Origin of the sequence: Flammeovirga pacifica, from assembly GCF_000807855.2 — a bacterium.
In the GTDB taxonomy this organism is placed as follows: Bacteria; Bacteroidota; Bacteroidia; order Cytophagales; family Flammeovirgaceae; genus Flammeovirga; species Flammeovirga pacifica.
Window position 1 is genome coordinate 3,137,982 of the sequence record NZ_JRYR02000001.1, and the last position, 2,869, is coordinate 3,140,850.

A 2,869-nucleotide genomic window follows, 5' to 3' on the forward strand; every position below is an offset into this window, starting at 1 on the left:
AGTGTAGTACCTCTCCCTTCTCTACTTTCTATTTCTAAGAAACCTCCAATAGCATCCAATCTATTTTTCATTCCCTTAAAACCCAACCCAGAGTTCTTTTTTATTACATTAATAGCATCAAACCCAACACCATTATCTTCAATAGTGAGCATATAGATATCATCATAATTTTTTAATTGAATATCTACTTTTGTAGCCTTCGAATACTTAAAAATATTATTGATTCCTTCTTGAAGAATACGGTATAAGGTTAGTTTGATTTGTGGATTTTCTATTTGATGCTCTCCAAAATTATGAAAGAATTTGATATCTATGCTATCTGTACTTCGATCTACCTCAACAATCAAACTTTCAAAAGCATTAATAATACCAAGGTCAATAATTGCTTTAGGCATTAGATTATGTGCTACACTACGACTTTCTGTAATTGATTTTTGCAAATAGTCATATCCTATACCAAAAGTTTCAATTACCTCTGAAGGTAGTAAATTGATACTTTTTCTTACTTTTTGAAGGTTCAATGATACAATTGTCAATGTTTGTTGTAAACCATCATGGATATCTTTGGCTATTCTATTCCTTTCTATATCCTCGGTGGTCATTACAGCGTTTAAAATATCTTGTGCTTTTTGTTTGATAGAAGTTATATCGGTTAAAGTACCCACTACTCTTTTAGGACTCCCATCATCATTGAAAGCGGCAACTTTACCTTTAATTTGTATCCAAATGTATTTCTCTTGTTTATTTTTAAGTCTCGCCTCACTCATCAGATTTCCATCTTTACTTTGAAGTATCAAATCTAAATATGGCGTCGATCCCATCTTTTTAAAATCATCTGGATGAATTCTATTTTGAATTTCATCAATATGTTCTTCAAATTCATAAGGCTCATATCCTAGCATTGTATATAAAGCTGGACTAAAAATCATTTGTTTTGATTTAACATTCCAATCCCAGATACCATCGTTAGAAGCCTCTAAAGCATATCGAAGTTGTTCTTCTCGATCTGCAATTTTTTGAGATCTTTCGATTACTTTTTCTTCCAAATTATCATTCAATTCATTGAGCTCTACCACTTGTCCCTCAATAATTCTTTTTTGTTTTCTAGTTAATCGAACTCTATTGATGGCGAAAATTGTAAATAGTGTTACTAAACCTAGTATGATAATTAATGCAGTTCTTTGATTTTTTGATTGAACGAGTTTTTCTTGTTGAATTAGCTTTTGGCTGGCATAATTGAGGCTGTCCGACAAAGCTCGTTTTTCATTTTCGTATTGGTACTGTTGATGTAAAACTACTTGTTGACTTTCTAAATTAAGTATACTGTCTCTTGCTGTCACAAAATGCTCGTAACTTACCAAGGCCTGCTTACTATTCCCTAGTATTACATAAATATCATATAAGTCTTTTGAAATATTTTGTGTTTGCTCAATTTCAAGGCCTTCAGCTCTTGCTAAGGCTTTTTTCAAATAAAAAATTGCTTTATCGTAGCTTCCTTTTTGTTTATAATAAAGACCTAAATAACGATAGCTTTTAGCAATACCTTTTTTATCATCAAGTGTTTTATTGATTGCTAAAGCATCGTTTAAGCTATTGTAGACTCCTTCTAATTGATCATTTCTGATATGAATTAAAGCTATACTATTCAGTAAAGTCCCAATATTATGTTTACGATTTAATTCTCTTGCTATAGCTAATGCTTCCTCAAAATATTGAAGTGCTTTATCATATTCTTTTTTGTAATCATAGGCTATTCCAAAATTGGTTAGACACTTTAATATTCCCGCTTTATCACCTAGCCTCTTTCTTATCTGATAACTTTTGTCCGTATATTTTATGTAGTTATCATAATCCTTTAACTGAAAGTAAGAATTAGAAATACTCAAATAAGTATAAGCCATAGAATATTCATTGCCTGCTTCCTCATTGATTTTTAAAGCTTTAAATTGAAGCTCTACTGATGCACTTAAATCTCCTTGACGAGATTTAATGACTGCCAAATTTGTCAGAGGAGCACTTTTCGGACTTCCCGCTTCCGTATATAATTGATGACATCGGGTTAAATTTTTCTCTGCCTCCTCATAATTTTTTTGAAAAATATTAATAATACCAATATTATTCAATGCTCCCGCCATCAGGATTTTATCATTTAAAGTTGATGCAATTGCAAAACTTTTATTGTAATAATTTAATGTAGTTTCATAATCTCCTCTTGCATAATAAGTAGATCCAATCCCATGAATTGACCTGGAAACTAATAAACTATCCGCCACTTCTCTAGCTATATTCAAGGATTTTTTAAAAGTGATTTCGGCTTCTTCGTACTTTCCTTTTCTATATTGAGTCTTCCCTCTAATTATTAAATTTTCTGATTGATATTTCAATAAGTTTTTCTCCTCTGCATATTGTAAGCCTATGTTTGCAAGGGCAAATGCACTATCTGTATTTGACTTTACTATTTCTTTACTTTGCTTAAGGAGTGCTTCTAACCGAGTTGTATCTTCTAAATTAGTATTTGTCCAAACATTCCATAAAGAATCTGATTTTGTTTGACAGATAGCAACTTCAGAAATCAATAGTAGTAAAATACTTAGGTAGATATAGTTTCTTCTATTACACATACTAAAAGTTTTTATTGATCTCAATTAATAAAGTAGTACCTCTCCCTTCTCTACTTTCTATTTCTAAGAAACCTCCAATAGCATCCAGTCTATTTTTCATTCCCTTAAAACCCAACCCAGAATTCTTTTTTATTACATTAATAGCATCAAACCCAACACCATTATCTTCAATAGTGAGCATATAGATATCATCATAATTTTTTAATTGAATATCTACTTTTGTAGCCTTCGAATACTTAAAAATATTA

2 protein-coding genes are annotated in these 2,869 nt (G+C 30.8%); both read right to left on the reverse strand.

Annotated elements, in window-relative coordinates; all coding sequences use genetic code 11:
• A partial coding sequence (locus NH26_RS25450) for a tetratricopeptide repeat protein (RefSeq protein WP_158021935.1) occupies positions 1–2,621 on the reverse strand: 2,621 nt, incomplete at its 3' end.
• 1 nt (position 2,622) lies between these two features.
• On the reverse strand, positions 2,623–2,869 hold a 247-nt coding region (locus tag NH26_RS25655; RefSeq protein WP_242427325.1), incomplete at its 5' end, for a sensor histidine kinase.